This window comes from Antribacter gilvus (genome assembly GCF_003946865.1).
GTDB lineage: Bacteria > Actinomycetota > Actinomycetes > Actinomycetales > Cellulomonadaceae > Antribacter > Antribacter gilvus.
In genome coordinates, this window is the sequence record NZ_QXTH01000001.1 from 284,265 (window position 1) to 300,294 (window position 16,030).

The following is a 16,030-nucleotide window of genomic DNA, read 5'->3' on the forward strand; positions in this document are numbered from 1 at the left end:
AACACACCGTACGGTCCGGATGTTCGGCCTGCGTTGCGGAGGCCTCACGCGCCACGGTCCTCGGGTGTGAGGGAAGTATCTTGACGTCAAGATATCGGCCCGGGGAGCATGGCGACCATGCACCTCCACCACGTCCAGATCTCGTGCCCGCCCGGCGGCGAGGACGTCGCGCGCCGCTTCTACGCCGAGGGCCTGGGCCTCGCCGAGGTTCCGAAGCCGCCCGCCTTGGCGGGACGGGGCGGCTGCTGGTTCCCTGCCCTCGCCCCGGACGGCGTCGTCACGGCGGAGATCCACGTGGGCGTCGAGGAGCCGTTCGCGCCGGCCCGCAAGGCACACCCCGCCCTCCTGGCCGACGACGTCGCCCACCTCGAGCGCATCGCCAGTCGCCTGGTGGCCCTCGGTTTCGCGGTGGACTGGTCGGAGCGGCTCACGTTCGACGGCTACGAGCGGTTCCACGCGGCGGACGGGGCGGGCAACCGGGTGGAGGTGCTGGCGCGGGTCCTCAGCGGGGACCAGCGGGCCGGGTGATCCGGTCGGTTCTCCGCGCCCGGTACCTCGACCCGTAGCAGGTCCCGGCTGGCATCCCGAGCTCGTCAGGCAAGGCCGTACCGGGCTCGCGCACGCCGGACCAGCTCTTGTGCGTCGATCGTCCCTGCGATGAACTCGCCCGAGTCCGCGACTGAGTCGTCGCTGACCGAGGCGCCCGCCATCTCGTTGTGGTGCACTGCCTCCTCGACGACGCGACGCCGTTTGTCCATCTCCGTCCGGTGGTCGAGCACGTCCGACACCAGGACCCTTCGGCCGGCGTTTACCTTGTGAAACGGGATCTTCCCTGTCTCCAGGAGCTTTACCAGCGTGAGGCGGGAGACGTCGAGCAGGTCAGCGGCTTCCTGGGTCGTCAGAGCGGCGTCACGCGGGAGCACGGTGGACATGCACGCAGGCTAGGACGAAAAGCTCGAAGCAGCAGTGCGGTCAGCTCTCACTGGCTCGCGCTGCACGATTGATCAGCCAGTTCTGGACGGTTGTGAGGCTGTCCATGTCGGGCATGCGGTCGATGAACTCAATGGCGTCGAGATGGTCTGTCTCGTGCTGGATGACGCGGGCGACGTAGCCGCTGTACTCGCGGGTGACGCGCTCGCCGTCGCGGGTGGTGTACTCCACGGTGATGTGGGCGGCACGTGGGACCTGGCCGAGAAGGCCGGGTACGGAGAAGCATCCTTCCCAGTCGCTGACCTCATCGGTCGAACGCTTGGTGATCGTGGGGTTGATGAGCTCGATCAGGGGGTGCTCTGGACGGTCGGGAAAGACGTCGGTGCGCCGCACCTCTACGACGGCGACGCGGACCGACGCGCCGATCTGGGGCGCTGCCAGGCCTGCGCCGTTGAGGGCGCGCAGGCGGGCGACCATGGAGTCGAGAAGGCTGACAGTGTCCTGGTCGATGTCGACGATGCTGGTGGGTGCCTTGAGTCGGGCGTCGCCGATCGTGACGACTCCTTCGCCGGCAATTCCGGTGATCCAGTCTGTGTTGCTGCGGGCGAGGGTCATGTGTCTGCTCCGTCGAGATCGGGGGACTGGTGTACTGGTGCGGATGGAAGGTCGAGGGCGTACGTCGTCGCGCACGTGGAGACTCGGTGACGCAAGCGCCGAACGACAGTGCGGTAATCACTACGGCCGACCAGAACGGACAGGGCGAGTGCCTTCTCGGCGGCAGCGAGCTGGATGGACAGGAACCCTTGAGTGACCGCGTCATCCAGTGCACGTACGGCTTCCTCGGGTCGTCCGAGCTCTGCCAGGACGTGTGCGCGCCGGTAGGTGAGGTAGGCATTTTCTGGCTGGGACTCCGTCACCCGATCGAGTAGGTGGCAGGCCCGCCGATTGTCTCCGAGCGCAGCGTGCAGGTTCGCCAGCCACACCAAGGTTCGCGGATTGGTGGCACTGTCGGCTGCCGTGACGTTGCTGATTCCCTGATCCCAGGCGCCACGTGCGGCGTCGCCGTCACCGACAGCGCGGTGATCGACGAGACCGAATGCACAACGCGAGCCTGAACTGCCCTCTCCCGCATGGGGTCCTCGCGAGGCGAACCTACTACCCCCGCACGCCGTTCCGGACCGGCCCCAGCGTGAACAGCAGCGTCGCCAGGCCGGTAGCCGCCAGCAGCGCGAAGCCGATCCCGTAGTCGCCCTCGAGCTGGTAGACCGCGCCCATGATCAGCGGCGGCACGAAACCGCCGAGGCCACCCGCCGCGCCCACCACGCCCGTCACGGCACCGACCTTGTCGGGCGGGGCCACCTTCGCGACCAGGGCGAACGTGGCGCCCGACGACGCGCCCAGGGCCGCCGCGAGGCCGAGGAACGCGAGGGTCCCGACGGGGACGAGCCCGGGCTGGAACGCGACCACCGCGGCCAGCAGGGTCACCGCCGCGAAGCAGACGAGCGACACGGGGATGGGCCCGAACCGGTCGGACAGCGTGCCGCCCACGGGTCGCATCACCACGGCCAGCACGACGAACCCGGCGGTGCGCGCGGCGGCGTCGGCGGGTTCGAGGTCGTACGCGTTGGTGAGGAACGTCGGCAGGTACACGGAGAACGCCACGAACCCGCCGAAGCCCACGGCGTACAGCCACGAGAGCTGCAGCGTCGCCGGGATCTTCAGCGTGGCCCAGGTGCGCGCCCACATCCCGGGCGCGGGGGTTGTGCGCCCGCCCGCGCCGGCGCCACGGCCCCCGCCACCACCACCCGACGCGTCCCGCAGCATCCCCCGCGCCAGCACCGCGAACACCGCGAGCACCACCGCCACGACGACGAACGGCACCCAGCGCCCGGCGGCGTCGGCGATCCGGACGGTCGTGAACGACGAGATCGCCGTGCCACCCATCCCGACCCCGAAGATCCCGAGCGCCGTGCCGCGCCGCTCGGGCGGGAACCAGGCGTTGACGAACGGCACGCCCACCGCGAACGCGGTGCCGCCGAGCCCCAGCAGGAACCCGCCCACGAGCAGCATCGCGAACGAGTCGGCGACGAGCCCCACGAACAGCACCGGGATGATCGTCAGCATGCTGACCAGCGGGAACATCACGCGGGCACCGAGCCGGTCGGTGAGCGCCCCCACCGGGATCCGCCCCACCGACCCGACGATCACCGGCACCGCGACGAGCACCGACTGCTCCACGTCCGTGAGCCCGTACTCGGCGCCGTACGCCTTGCCGAGCGGGCTGATCAGGGCCCAGGCCCAGAAGTTGATCGCGAACCCCACGGTGGCGAGGGCAAGCTGGACGCCGGCGGACGTCCCCGCCGCCGCAGGCCCAGGACGAGTCGCCGGGGTAGGAACCGTCATGTCAGTGACCTCTCGGGCTCGGTCCGGTGGGCGGCTCCCAGCCGCGCCGGGGGGTACGCACGTCCCCCTCGCGCGACCGGTAGACCACATAGGGCCGGAACAGGTAGCCGACGGGCGCCGAGAACGCGTGCACCAGCCGCGTGAACGGCCACAGCGCGAACAGCAGGAACGCCACGACGAGGTGCAGCTGGTACGCGGCGGGCACGCCCTCCATGAGACGTGGCTCGGGCTGCAGGTACCAGAGGGAGCGGAACCAGGGCGAGATGGTCTCGCGGTAGTCGTACCCGATGCCGCCCGACAGCAGCTGGGTCTGCACCGTGGCCCACGAGCCGAGCAGGATCGACGCCGCGAGCATCGCGTACATGACCTTGTCCATCACCGTGGTGGCCAGGAACACGGCGCTCGTGGTGCGACGCCGGTAGATCAGGATCAGCAGCCCCGCGACGAGCCCCACGGCCGCGACCGATCCCAGCCACGTGGCCACGAAGTGGTACGCCACCTCGGGGATCCCGACTGCCTCGGTCCACGACTTCGGGATCACGAGCCCGGCCACGTGCCCCACGATCACCACCAGCAGGCTGAGGTGGAACAGCGGGGACCCCAGCCGGAGCAGCCGCCGCTCGTACAGCTCGCTGGAGCGGGTGGTCCAGCCGAACTTGTCGTAGCGGTACCGCCAGAACGTCCCGACCACGAAGATCGCGAACGTCACGTACGGCAGCACCACCCACAGCATCACGTCCATGCGGGCCCTCCCTGGTCGTCGTCGCCGAACCCCGCCAGGCCCACGAGCTCGGCGGGCGGCCCGCCCGTCACGAGCTCGGTGATCCGCGACAGCGTCCGGGCGTCGACGGCGGGCAGCGTGAGGCACACCGCCTCCACCCCGGCGGTCCAGGGAGAGGCGGTCGCCGCGAGCGCCGCGCGCAGCACCTCGATCCCCTCGCGGTGCGAGGCGAGCAGCACTCCGGCGATGCAAGCGCCGTCGGGGCCGGAGCGGGCGGACAGCTCCAGCACGGTGGGCAGGTAGTCGGGCAGCTCGCTGCCCGTGGTCTCCCATCCGGCGGCGCGGTAGGCCTCGACGAACCGGACCAGGGCCATGCCACGGCGCCGGGTGTCCCCGGCGGTGTAGTACGACAGGTACATGGAGCACTTGCGCTTGAGGTCGAAGGTGGCCACGTAGTCGGCGCGGAGCGCCTCGGGCTCCCCCTCGACGAGGGTGGTGGCGAGCCGGTCGAGCCGGTCCCGCACGGGCTCAGGCAGGGAGCCGACGGCGGCGCGCACCTCCTGCGCGGCGGCCGCGGTCTCGTTGTCGGGATAGCCGAGCAGGAGCGACGCCGCCATGTGGGCGACGCGCCGCTGGTCGTCGGTGACGGGGACCGGGTCGAGCGGGGTGAGGGTGGTGGCACCGGGCCGGACGGTGGGCCGGGGCAGGAACGAGAGGCTCATGCGGGACCCGGCCCGCCGTCGTCGGCCCCAGGTGAGGGCGGGAAGAGCCCGGCGGGCTTGCCCCGCCCGTCCCAGTTGAGGAGGTTGACGCGGCCCGACGTCGGCGGCGCGTCGGCCGTGTCGCCGGTCTGGCGTGCGGCGAGCGCGTGGAACGTCTCGACGGACGCGGGGACGGGCGGGCCGGACGACTCGCCGAACGGGCCGGCTCCGCCCATCCCGGGGCCGCCGTCGTAGTCGAGGGAGCAGGCGATCTCCTCGAGGTCGCGTGCGGCGCCCGCGTGCGCGGTCGGGATGACGTACCGGTCCTCGTACTTGGCGATGGCGAGCAGCCGGTACATCTCCTGGACGGACGTGCCGGTCATGCCCACGGCTGCGGCGGTCTCCTCGCGCGGCTCGTTGCCGAGGTTCACGTCGCGCATGTAGGAGCGCATGGCGGCGAGCCGGCGCAGCACCCGTTCGACGGGTGCCGGGTCCCCGGCGGTGAAGAGCCCGGCCAGGTACTCCAGCGGGATCCGCAGCTGCGAGATGGCCGCGAACAGGTTGCGCGGGTCCTCGCCGTCGTTGCCCGACGACGCGACGACGTCCACCACCGGTGACAGCGGCGGGATGTACCAGACCATGGGCATCGTCCGGTACTCCGGGTGCAGCGGCAGGGCCACCTCGAACTCGGAGATGAGGCGCCAGACCGGGGAGGCCTGCGCGGCCTCGATCCAGTCGTCGGGGATGCCCTCGCGACGGGCGGCGGCCACGACGGCGGGGTCGTGCGGGTCGAGGAACACGGACCGCTGGGCGGCGAGGAGCTGGTGCTCGTCCTCGACGGAGGCCGCCTCGGTGACGCGGTCGGCGTCGTACAGGACGAGCCCGAGGTACCGCAGGCGGCCCACGCACGTCTCGGAGCACACGGTGGGCAGGCCCACCTCGAGGCGCGGGTAGCAGAGCGTGCACTTCTCGGCCTTGCCGGTCTTGTGGTTGAAGTAGACCTTCTTGTACGGGCAGCCCGTCACGCACATGCGCCAGCCGCGGCACTGGTCCTGGTCCACGAGGACGATGCCGTCCTCGGCCCGCTTGTACATCGCGCCCGACGGGCAGGACGCCACGCAGGACGGGTTGAGGCAGTGCTCGCAGATGCGCGGCAGGTAGAACATGAACGTCTTCTCGAGCTCCGTGGTCACGTGCTCGCTCATGTGCTTGAGCACAGGGTCGTCCTGCATGGTGGCGACGGACCCGGCGAGGTTGTCGTCCCAGTTGGCCGACCAGCCGATCGCCATGTCCTCGCCCGTCAGCAGCGACTTGGGGCGGGCGACGGGGGTGTGCTTGCCCTGGGGTGCGGTCAGGAGCTTGTCGTACTCGTAGGTCCACGGCTCGTAGTAGTCGTGGATGGACGGCATCTTCGGGTTCGAGAAGATCGTGGCGAGCTTCTTCCAGCGCCCGCCGGCCCGCAGCGCGAGCTTGCCGCGGCGGTTCCGCACCCAGCCGCCCTGCCAGCGCTCCTGGTCCTGGTACGTGCGCGGGTAGCCGAGGCCGGGCCGGGTCTCCACGTTGTTGAACCACACGTACTCCATGCCGGTGCGGTTGGTCCACGCCTGCTTGCACGTGACGGAGCAGGTGTGGCACCCGATGCACTTGTCGAGGTTCATCACCATCGACATCTGGGCCATTATTTTCATTCGTAGCGCACCTCCTGGGACCGACGACGGACCACCGTCACCTCGTCGCGCTGGTTCCCCGTGGGACCCAGGTAGTTGAAGGCGTACGACAGCTGCGCGTACCCGCCCGCCAGGTGCGACGGCTTGAGCAGGATGCGCGTGAGCGAGTTGTGGATGCCGCCCCGCAGGCCCGATGCCTCGGCGATCGGCACGTCGACGGTCCGGTCTGTGGCGTGGTGCATGTAGACCGTGCCGGGCGGCATGCGGTGGCTGACGACGGCGCGCGCCACCACCACGCCGTTGCGGTTCACGGCCTCGACCCACTCGTTGTCCACCACGCCGATGGCCTCGGCGTCCTGCGGGCTCATCCAGATGTTGGGCCCGCCACGGGACAGCGACAGCATGAACAGGTTGTCGTGGTACTCGGAGTGGATGGACCACTTCGAGTGGGGCGTGAGGTAGCGGACCACCACCCCGGCCTCGGCGGAGGTGCCCAGCCGGGGCGTGTCACCGAACAGGCGGTGCAGGTCCAGCGGCGGCCGGAACACCGGTAGCTGCTCCCCGAGCTCGACGAGCCAGTCGTGGTCGAGGTAGAAGTGCTGCCGGCCGGTGAGGGTGTGCCACGGCTTGAGCCGCTCCACGTTGACCACGAACGCGCTGTACCGGCGCCCGCCGTGCTCCGACCCCGACCACTCGGGCGACGTGATGACGCCGACGGGCCGGGCCTGGACGTCGGCGAAGGTGATGCGCCGGGCCTGGTCGTCGCGCGCCAGGTCGGCGAGCTCCCGTCCGGTGCGGCGCTCCAGCTGCTCGAAGCCCTGCACGGCCAGGCGCCCGTTCGTGGTGCCCGACAGCGCCAGGATCGCCTCGCAGACGTGCGTGTCCTTGTCGAGGCGAGGGCGGCCCGCCGTCGGCCCCTCGGCGACCAGGCCGTTGAGCTTGCCCAGCCGCCGCACCTCCTCGTCGGGCGAGAAGGTGACGCCCTTCGTGACCATGCCCGCCCGGGCAGCGAGCGGGCCGAGGGCCGCCATGCGGGCCGCGAGCGCCGGGTAGTCGCGCTCCACCACGACCAGCTTCGGCATCGTGACGCCCGGGATGAGCTCCCGCTCCGTCATGGGCAGGCCCGAGTCGGTGAGCGTGCCGTGCGGCACGGCGAGCTCGTCGGGCGTGTCGTGGGCGAGGGGTGCGGCGACGAGGTCCTCGCGCACGCCCAGGTGCACCGCCGCCAGCTCGGACACCTTGCGGGCGATCGTGTGGAACGTGGCGAAGTCGGTGCGGGTCTGCCACGGCGGGTCGATCGCCGGGTTGAACGAGTGCACGAAGGGGTGCATGTCCGTGCTGTTCAGGTCGTGCTTCTCGTACCAGGTGGCGGCCGGGAGCACCACGTCCGAGAACAGCGTGGTGCTGGTCATCCGGAAGTCGAGGGTGGTGAGGAGGTCGAGCTTGCCCTGGGGCGCTTCCTCGCGCCACGTCATGCTCTTCGGGCGCCGACCGGGCGCGGTCTCCTCCGCGCGGACGGCCGCGTCGGTGCCCAGCAGGTGCTTGAGGAAGTACTCGTTCCCCTTGCCGGAGGAGCCCAGGATGTTGGCGCGCCAGACGGTGATCACGCGGGGGAAGTTGCGGGGGTCGTCGGGATCCTCGACGGCGAAGCGCAGCCGCCCGGCCTTGAGCTCGTCGACGACGTGCGCGGCGGGTTCCTTCCCCGCCGCCCGCGCCTCGTCCACGAGGTCGAGCGGGTTCCGGTCGAACTGCGGGTAGCTCGGCATCCAGCCGCGCTGCGCAGACTCCACGAGCGTGTCGGCCGTGGTGCGGCCCGCGAACAGGCCGTGCGCGAGCGGGGACGCGAGGGCGTCCACCGGGAGGCCGTCGTAGCGCCACTGGTCGGTGGCGAGGTACCAGAACGCCGTCCCGATCATCTGCCGCGGGGGCCGCGTCCAGTCGAGCCCGCCCGCGTACTGCGCCCACCCCGTCACCGGGCGGCACTTCTCCTGGCCCACGTAGTGCGCCCAGCCCCCGCCGTTCACGCCCTGGCAGCCCGTGATGGTGGTCAGCGCGAGGAACGCCCGGTAGATCGTGTCCGAGTGGAACCAGTGGTTGGCACCCGCGCCCATGATGATCATCGAGCGGCCGCCCGAGTCGATCGCGTTCTGCGCGAACTCCCGCGCGATCCGCGTCGCGGCGGCGGCCGGGACCCCCGTGAGCTCCTCCTGCCAGGCGGGCGTGCCGGGCGACGACGCGTCGTCGTACCCCGTGGGCCACTCACCCGGCAGACCCGGACGGCCCACCCCGTACTGGGCCAGGAGCAGGTCGAACACCGTGGTCACCAGGTGGTCGCCCACCCGCCGCGCCGGCACCCCGCGCACGACGACGCCCGCGCCGCCCAGGTGCTCCTCGGCGTCGTCGCCCGGCTGCGGCACCAGGTCGAACCGGGGCAGCGCGACGGCGACGGCCTCGGGTGCCCCAGGCCCGTCGGCGACCGAGAGCAGCGGGTCCACACCACCCAGGTCGAGGTTCCAGCGGCCTTCGTCCGCCTCCCCGTACCGGTGGCCCAGCGTCCCGTTGGGCACCACCGGGGTGCCGTCCGCGTCGAGCAGGACCGTCTTGAAGTGGGCGTTCGCCTCGCCCGCGTGCTCCGGCAGGTCGGCCGCGGTGAGGAACTTCCCCGGCGCGAGGGTGCCGGGACCGCCGGACGAGGCGGGGGCGTCGTCGGGCAGCGGCTCGAGCCGGACCAGGAACGGCGCGTCCGCGAACCGCTTCAGGTACTCCGCGAAGCGCTCCGTGCGCCCCTCCACGAGGTACTCGCGGAGGATGACGTGACCCATCGCGAGGGCGAGGGCGCCGTCAGTGCCGGGGTGCGGCGCGAGCCAGGCGTCGGCGAACTTGGTCGCGTCGGCGTAGTCGGGGGAGACCACCACGACCTTCTGGCCGCGATACCGCGCCTCCGCCATGAAGTGCGCGTCCGGCGTGCGCGTCACCGGCAGGTTGGAACCCCACACGATCAGGTAGGAGGCGTTCCACCAGTCGGCGGACTCGGGCACGTCCGTCTGGTCGCCGAACACCTGAGGGCTCGCGACGGGCAGGTCGGCGTACCAGTCGTAGAACGACAGCATGGAGCCGCCGAGCATCTGCACGAAACGCGCGCCCGCCCCGTGCGACACCATCGACATGGCCGGGATCGGCGAGAACCCCGCCACCCGGTCCGGGCCGAACTCCTTGATCGTGTGCACGTGCGCCGCCGCGACGATCTCCGCCGCCTCGTCCCACGACGCGCGCACCAGCCCGCCCTTGCCCCGCGCCGACTTGTACGCCCGCGCCGTCTCCGGGTCGCCCGTGACCTGCGCCCACGCCAGGACCGGGTCACCCGTCCGGGCCTTCGCCTCCCGGTACGCCCGCAGCAGCACCCCCCGCACGTACGGGTAGCGCACCCGCGTGGGCGAGTACGTGTACCAGCTGAACGCCGCGCCGCGGGGGCAGCCCCGCGGCTCGTACTCCGGCGAGTCCGGCCCCACCGACGGGTAGTCCGTCTGCTGGGTCTCCCACGTGATGATGCCGTCCTTGACGTACACCTTCCACGAGCACGACCCCGTGCAGTTCACGCCGTGGGTGGAGCGCACCACCTTGTCGTGCGACCACCGGTCGCGGTAGAACGCGTCGCCGTCACGGCCGCCCTCGAGGAACAGCCTCCGCAGGTCGTCCGACACCTCTCCGCGTCGGAGGTGCCGGCCAAGCCTCAGGAGCGTGTCCTCGCCCGTCATGCTTTGGAGTCTCACCCGTGACCTGCGGGACCGCACCTCGTGACAGTCCTCACAGCCTCCGCGGACGGCCTGTGCGTTCTTCCTTACTGTTGTTTAACTGCGGAAAGACGAGCACGGAAACACCCGATACCTAGCGTCTTCCTCACCGGTCCGACGTCGAGCCGGCCCAGGGAACCGGCAGCCGCCGGGTCCCCAGGACGCCCGACGTCGTCGGGCACCACGCCCTCAGGGAGGACGCCAGATGTCCGCTCGGACCACGCAGGACGACCCGTCGAACGCCGCGACGGGGCCCGTCGCCGCCACCCCGCAGGCCGTCGTCGAGACCGCCGCCCCCGCCGGCAGCCTCACCGCGACCGCCACCCCCCGCCGCCTCGGCGGACGCTGGATCGAGCACTGGGACCCCGAGGACGCCACCCTCTGGCACGACGGCGGCAAGCGGATCGCCCGCCGCAACCTCGTCATCTCGATCTTCGCGGAGTTCCTCGGGTTCTGCGTATGGGCCCTCTGGTCCATCGTGGTGCCGCAGCTCCCGGCGGCAGGCTTCGCGCTCACCGTGGACCAGCAGTTCTGGCTCATCGCCATCCCGACGCTCGTCGGCGCGACCCTGCGCATCCCCTACACGCTCGCCGTCCCGATCTTCGGCGGTCGCAACTGGACCATCGTGTCCGCGCTGCTGCTCGTGCTGCCACTGACCGCGATGTTCCTCGTGGTCCAGGACCCCACCACCCCCTTCCCGGTCATGCTGGGCGCCGCGGCGCTCGCGGGCCTCGGCGGCGGCAACTTCGCCTCCTCGATGGCGAACATCTCGTTCTTCTTCCCCGAGCGGGAGAAGGGGGCCGCTCTCGGCTGGAACGCCGCGGGCGGCAACATCGGCACCGCCGGCGTCCAGCTGATCGTGCCGCTCGTGATCGTGGCGGGCGCCGGGATCGCGCTCGAGCGGGCCGCCCTCGTGTTCGTGCCGTTCGTGCTGCTGGCGGCGTTCCTCGCCTGGCGCCTCATGGACAACCTCGCGACGGCGAAGGCCGACCCGCGGCAGTTCGCCGTGGCCCTGCGCGAGAAGCACACCTGGGTCATCTCGTTCATCTACATCGGCACCTTCGGCTCGTTCATCGGCTTCTCCGGCGCCTTCCCGACGCTGCTCAAGGCCCAGTTCCCCGAGGTGACCCTCTCGATCGCGTTCGCGGGGGCCCTGGTCGGCTCGCTCTCCCGGCCGCTGGGCGGCATCCTCGCCGACCGGATCGGCGGCGTGCGGATCACCCTGGTCTCCTTCGCCGTCATGGCGGCCGGGATCGTGGGAGCCGTGTGGGCGCTGGGCGCGCACAGCTTCCCCTGGTTCTTCGGGTCGTTCCTGCTGCTCTTCGTGGCCTCGGGTATCGGCAACGGGTCGGTCTACCGGATGATCCCCGCGGTCTTCCGGCTCTCCGGGGCCTCCGCCAAGGCCGCGGCGGGCTGCATCGGCATCGCGGGTGCGGTGGGCGCGTTCGGCGGCTTCCTCATCCCGCGCGGGTTCGCGCTGTCCACCACCCTCGCCGGGTCGCTCGTCCCGGCGCTGTGGGTCTTCGTGGGGGCGTACGTGGTCATGGGCGTCGTGTGCTGGGCCGTGTACGGCCGGGGCGCGATGGGTGAGGCTCGCGTCTGATGGTGGACTCTCATTGCCCCTACTGCGCACTCCAGTGCGGCATGTCGCTCACGGTGCCCGGGCCGGTCCCGGCGGAGGAGCCGCAGGTCGGCGCGCCGCCTCGCTCACGCGACCGGCTCGTTCCTCGCGCGGACGCTCCGCTACGGCTTGACGGCGGCGCGCCGACCTCCGGCTCCGCCGCCTCTTCTGCCGGGCCGCCCCGCCTCCTGCCCGTCGTCGCGCCTCGGGAGTTTCCCACCAACCGTGGGGGGCTGTGCCAGAAGGGGTGGACGTCCGCTTCGGTGCTGGACGCTTCCGACCGGCTGACCGTGCCGCTGGTGCGCGGAGCCTCCGGCGAGCTCGAGCCCGCCACCTGGGACGCGGCGCTCGACCTGGTGGCCGGCCGGCTCGCCTCCCTCGCGGCCGAGCACGGGCCGCAGGCCGTCGGCGTGTTCGGCGGCGGCGGCCTCACCAACGAGAAGGCCTACGCGCTCGGGAAGTTCGCGCGGACCGTGCTGCGCACGCCCGACATCGACTACAACGGGCGCTTCTGCATGGCGTCGGCCGCGGCAGGCATGAACCGGTCCTTCGGCGTGGACCGCGGCCTGCCGTTCCCGCTGGCCGACGTCGGCGGCGCGCAGGCCGTGCTGCTGCTCGGGTCGAACGTGGCGGAGACCATGCCGCCCGCGGTCCAGCACCTCGCGGGCGCGCGGGGGCGGGGCGGGCTCGTCGTCGTCGACCCGCGCCGTTCCGTCACCGCCCGGCTCACCGAGGACGGTGCGGGCGTCCACCTGGCCCCCGTGCCGGGCACGGATCTCGTGGTGCTGCTGGGTCTGCTCCACGTGCTGCTCGCCGAGGGCCTGGCCGACCGGGCCTACCTCGCCGAGCGCACCTCAGGGTTCGACGATGTGGCTCGCTCGGTGGCCGCGTGGTGGCCCGAGCGCTGCGAGGGCGTCTCCGGGGTGCCCGCCGACGAGCTGCGCCGGGTCGCGCGCCTGCTCGCGGCAGCCTCGCCGGACCAGGGCGGGGCGGGCGTCTACGTGCTCACGGGGCGGGGCGTGGAGCAGTCCACCCAGGGCACGGCCACCGTGACCGCCGCGATCAACCTGGCCCTGGCGCTGGGCCTGCCGGGCCGGGCCGGCTCCGGCTACGGCGCGATCACCGGCCAGGGCAACGGGCAGGGCGGGCGTGAGCACGGCCAGAAGGCCGACCAGCTCCCCGGCTACCGCAAGATCGACGACCCGGCCGCCCGGGCGCACGTCGCGGCCGTGTGGGGCGTGGACCCGGAGTCGCTGCCCGGCCCGGGCAAGCCCGCCGTCCAGCTGCTCCGCTCCCTCGGGACGCCGGACGGCCCCAAGGCGCTCCTGGTGCACGGGTCAAACCTGGTCGTGAGCGCGCCGAACGCCTCCGCGGTGGTGGACCGGCTCCGCTCGCTCGACCTGCTCGTCGTGTGCGACTTCGTACCCTCGGAGACCGCGCGCCTCGCCGACGTGGTGCTCCCGGTGACGCAGTGGGCCGAGGAGGAGGGCACCATGACGTCGCTGGAGGGACGGGTCATCCGGCGGCGCAAGGCCGTGGACGCGCCCGGCGAGGCGCGCTCGGAGCTGTGGATCCTCGCCGAGCTCGCGCGGCGCCTGGGCTCCGAGGTCTCGTTCCCCACCGACCCGGCGGTCGTGTTCGACGAGCTGGCCCGCGCCTCCGCGGGCGGCCCGGCCGACTACTCCGGGCTCTCTCACGCGCGGCTCGACGCCGACGAGGCGGAGGCGGGCCCCGGCCTGTTCTGGCCCGTCCCGGCGGGCGAGGCGGGCGCGTCGGCGGGCGCCGAGAACAACACTGCGCCGGTAACGGCGCCCGGTAGCGGGCACAGTGTTGTTCTCGACGGCGGAGCCGACGGCGCCCCGCACCCGGGCACCCCGCGGATGTTCCTCGAGCGCTTCCCCACACCCGACGGGCGCGCCCGCATGGTCCCCGTGGACCACACCGGCCCGTCCGACGACGTCCGTGCGGACGCCCCGGTCTACCTGGTGACGGGCCGGGTGCTCCAGCACTACCAGTCGGGCGCGCAGACGCACCGGGTCGCCGACCTGGAGCGCATGGTCCCCGCCCCGTACGTGGAGCTGCACCCGATGCTGGGCTTCCGTCTCGGGGTGCCCGACGGCGCCCGCGTCCGCCTCACCTCCGCCCGTGGCTGGGTGGAGGCCGACGCGCGCTGGACCGACGCCCTGCGCCCCGACACCGTCTTCATGCCGTTCCACTGGAGCGGGGTGGGCAGCGTCAACCGCGTGACCACCGACGCCACGGACCCGATCTCCGGCATGCCGGAGTTCAAGGTCTGCGCCGTCGACGTGACACCCGTGCCAACAGGGTTGTCAGGAGCTCTCCCGGGTATGGGCCGGGGAGCTTCTGCCAACCCGGCGGAGAAGGAGAAGGAGGCAGCGCGATGAACGGTCCCAACCTGCGCGTCCCCGTGAAGGTCGTCGTCGTGGGCAGCGGCATGGTGGGTGCCCGCCTGGTCGACGAGCTGCTGCGGCGCGACCCCGACGGCGTCCTGGACATCACCGTGCTCGGCGCCGAGCCGTACGAGCCCTACAACCGCGTGCTGCTCAGCGACGTGGTGGCGGGCCGCACGGACGTCGCGGCCATCACGATGCCGGTGGTCGACGCCGAGCGCGCCCAGGTGCTCCGCGGCGTGGCCGCCACCCGGATCGACCGGTCGGCACGTGTGGTGCTCGCCGACGACGGGTCCCGCCACACCTACGACCACCTCGTGCTCGCGACCGGCTCGGAGGCTCGCGTGCCGGACATCCCCGGCCTGTACGGGCGGCCGGCGGCCGGGACGCCGTCGCTCCCGGCGGGCGTGCACGCCCTCCGCACCCTTGACGACGCGCGCGAGATCGTCGCCGCCACCTTCAACACCCCGCGCGCGGTGGTGGTCGGAGGTGGCGTGCTCGGTGTCGAGGCGGCGCACGGGCTCGCGGGCCGGGGCCTCGCCGTGACGCTCGTGCACCCGGCGTCGTCGCCCATGGACCGCCAGCTCGACCCCGAGGCGGGCGACGTGCTGCGGGCCGGGCTCGCGGCGGCCGGCGTCGTGGTCCGGACCGGCGCCCAGCCCAGCGAGGTCCTCGTCGCGGGCGGCCGCGCCGTGGGCGTGCGGCTCGAGGGCGACGCCGTGCTGGCGGACGAGGTCGTCGCCGCCGGTCTCGTGGTCCTCGCGTGCGGCACCGTGCCGGAGACGCGTCTGGCGTCCGACGCCGGGCTCCGGGTGGGCCGCGGCGTCGTCGTCGGGCACGACCTGGCGAGCCCGGACGACCCGCGGGTCTTCGCCGTGGGCGACTGCGCCGAGCCGCCGGAGGGGTCCCGCGGCCTGGTGGCCGAGGGCTGGGACCAGGCCCGGCGCCTGGCCGAGCACCTCACGGAGGTGGCCGCGGTGGGGCTGCCCGCCACGGGCTCGGGCCCTGGCCGTCCCGCCCCGGGAGCGCCGCGGGCCCACCTCCGGCTGCCCGGTCAGGGCGACCGGCCCAGCATGGCGGTCCGCCTCGGCACCGCCCTGGCCACCCGGGCGGCCACCGACCACGGCGTGGAGACGCGGGGCACGGACGTGGTCAAGCTCAAGGCCGGCACGCTGAGCGTCGTCAGCATGGGCGTCTGCGGGACGGGCCGGGCCCCGCGGCCCGGGGAGCGCGCCGTCCGGCTCAGCGACCCGGCCGGAGGCCGGTTCGTCGAGGTCGTCGTGGCCGACGGGCTGCTCGTGGGCGCCACCTGCGTGGGCGACCCCCGGGTGGGGGCCGACCTCACGGCCGCGTACACGCGCCGCACGCCCGTCCCGGTCGACCCCGCGTTCCTGCTCCTCACCCCAGTGGCACCGACGGCGGCCCCCGCCTCCTCGCCGGAGCACATGCCGGACGACGCGGTGGTGTGCCGGTGCAACGGCGTGACCAAGGGCGACATCGTGGCCTGCGGGTCCACGGACCTGGCCGGGATCGCTCGGGAGACGCGGGCGACGACCGGCTGCGGAGGGTGCAAGGACGCGGTGTGCGGGCTCGCCGAGTGGGTGGCCCGGACGCGCGAGCCGGCGGCGCAGGAGGCGCCGGTCGGCTGACCTGAGCGCCCGCCGTCGTCCACGGGTTGTCAGAAGCTCCCCGGGCTACAGCCCGCGGAGCTTCTGACAACCCGTTTGTCGTCCACCGATAGAGCGCTCTATCGCCGCGTGGCCAGGTCCGCTACTCTGCTTACTG

General features: G+C 72.6%; 12 protein-coding genes. 4 read left to right on the top strand and 8 right to left on the bottom strand.

Annotated features, from left to right (window positions below):
• Positions 1-117 precede the first annotated feature (117 nt).
• Positions 118-528 carry a VOC family protein gene (locus D1350_RS01250; RefSeq protein ID WP_125773061.1) on the top strand — a complete coding sequence of 137 codons (411 nt, stop codon included), beginning with the start codon at positions 118-120 and terminating at the stop codon, positions 526-528.
• A 65-nt stretch (positions 529-593) separates the two neighbouring features.
• On the opposite strand, the gene D1350_RS24260 is transcribed toward D1350_RS01250, so the two are convergent.
• The 8 genes from D1350_RS24260 to D1350_RS01285 form a co-directional block, all read right to left on the bottom strand.
• Positions 594-932, bottom strand: coding sequence for an excisionase family DNA-binding protein (locus D1350_RS24260; RefSeq protein WP_125773063.1), 339 nt, complete (start codon positions 930-932; stop codon positions 594-596).
• A gap of 40 nt (positions 933-972) precedes the next feature.
• The gene (gene def / locus D1350_RS01260) at positions 973-1,545 is read right to left on the bottom strand and encodes a peptide deformylase (protein WP_125773065.1); all 573 of its coding nucleotides are present in this window, start codon (positions 1,543-1,545) and stop codon (positions 973-975) included.
• Positions 1,542-1,961, bottom strand: coding sequence for a tetratricopeptide repeat protein (locus tag D1350_RS24855; protein ID WP_420807796.1), 420 nt, complete (start codon positions 1,959-1,961; stop codon positions 1,542-1,544). Before D1350_RS24855 ends, def begins: the two co-directional genes overlap by 4 nt.
• Positions 1,962-2,085: 124 nt before the next feature.
• Positions 2,086-3,333 (bottom strand): MFS transporter, encoded by a 1,248-nt coding sequence (locus tag D1350_RS01265; RefSeq protein ID WP_125773067.1) that lies wholly within the window; start codon positions 3,331-3,333, stop codon positions 2,086-2,088.
• 1 nt (position 3,334) lies between these two features.
• Positions 3,335-4,075, bottom strand: a complete 741-nt coding sequence (narI, locus tag D1350_RS01270; protein ID WP_125773069.1) for a respiratory nitrate reductase subunit gamma — start codon at positions 4,073-4,075, stop codon at positions 3,335-3,337.
• On the bottom strand, positions 4,066-4,776 hold the full coding sequence (gene narJ, locus D1350_RS01275) for a nitrate reductase molybdenum cofactor assembly chaperone (RefSeq protein WP_125773071.1): 711 nt from the start codon (positions 4,774-4,776) through the stop codon (positions 4,066-4,068). Before narJ ends, narI begins: the two co-directional genes overlap by 10 nt.
• Complete coding sequence (gene narH, locus D1350_RS01280) at positions 4,773-6,443, bottom strand: nitrate reductase subunit beta (RefSeq protein WP_125773073.1); 1,671 nt, start codon at positions 6,441-6,443, stop codon at positions 4,773-4,775. Before narH ends, narJ begins: the two co-directional genes overlap by 4 nt.
• Positions 6,440-10,177, bottom strand: a complete 3,738-nt coding sequence (locus D1350_RS01285) for a nitrate reductase subunit alpha (RefSeq protein WP_125773075.1) — start codon at positions 10,175-10,177, stop codon at positions 6,440-6,442. Before D1350_RS01285 ends, narH begins: the two co-directional genes overlap by 4 nt.
• Before the next feature lie 241 nt (positions 10,178-10,418).
• On the opposite strand from D1350_RS01285, the gene D1350_RS01290 reads away from it, so the two are divergent.
• From D1350_RS01290 to D1350_RS01300, 3 genes are read left to right on the top strand one after another with little or no spacing between them, the layout of a single operon-like run.
• Positions 10,419-11,816, top strand: coding sequence for an MFS transporter (locus D1350_RS01290; RefSeq protein WP_125773077.1), 1,398 nt, complete (start codon positions 10,419-10,421; stop codon positions 11,814-11,816).
• Positions 11,816-14,239, top strand: coding sequence for a molybdopterin oxidoreductase family protein (locus D1350_RS01295; RefSeq protein ID WP_240643806.1), 2,424 nt, complete (start codon positions 11,816-11,818; stop codon positions 14,237-14,239). The genes D1350_RS01290 and D1350_RS01295 overlap by 1 nt, the downstream gene beginning before the upstream one ends.
• Positions 14,236-15,894 carry an FAD-dependent oxidoreductase gene (locus D1350_RS01300; RefSeq protein ID WP_125773079.1) on the top strand — a complete coding sequence of 553 codons (1,659 nt, stop codon included), beginning with the start codon at positions 14,236-14,238 and terminating at the stop codon, positions 15,892-15,894. The genes D1350_RS01295 and D1350_RS01300 overlap by 4 nt, the downstream gene beginning before the upstream one ends.
• Positions 15,895-16,030 lie beyond the last annotated feature (136 nt).